The organism is Arthrobacter sp. SIMBA_036 (assembly GCF_046535135.1).
In the GTDB taxonomy this organism is placed as follows: domain Bacteria; phylum Actinomycetota; class Actinomycetes; order Actinomycetales; family Micrococcaceae; genus Arthrobacter.
Window position 1 is genome coordinate 1 of the sequence record NZ_JAWRXG010000170.1, and the last position, 272, is coordinate 272.

Here is a 272-nt window from a genome sequence, read left to right on the forward strand (position 1 = left end):
CTTGACGGGGGAAGCCGCGATGAAGACATATGCGTCATTCCAAGGAGGAATACCCCATGAACCGGCTCGCTGCCATGGATGCCTTTGTGCGCGTCGTCGATACCGGATCATTCACCGGTGCCGCGCGGCAGTTGCGTGTCGGACAGCCGGCAATTTCCAAAATGATCGCCCAACTCGAAGAGCGCGTCGGCACCATGCTGCTGTTGGGGACGACGCAAGGCTTGATGCCGACGGAGGCGGGCGAGAATTTTTATGAACACGCCAAGCGCGCT

The 272-nt window shown here is 59.6% G+C and carries 1 protein-coding gene; it reads left to right on the forward strand.

The window, feature by feature from the left end; all coding sequences use genetic code 11:
* Nucleotides 1-56: 56 nt before the first annotated feature.
* Nucleotides 57-272 (forward strand): LysR family transcriptional regulator (locus SB659_RS19525; RefSeq protein ID WP_410551600.1); only part of this gene is annotated, 216 nt, incomplete at its 3' end.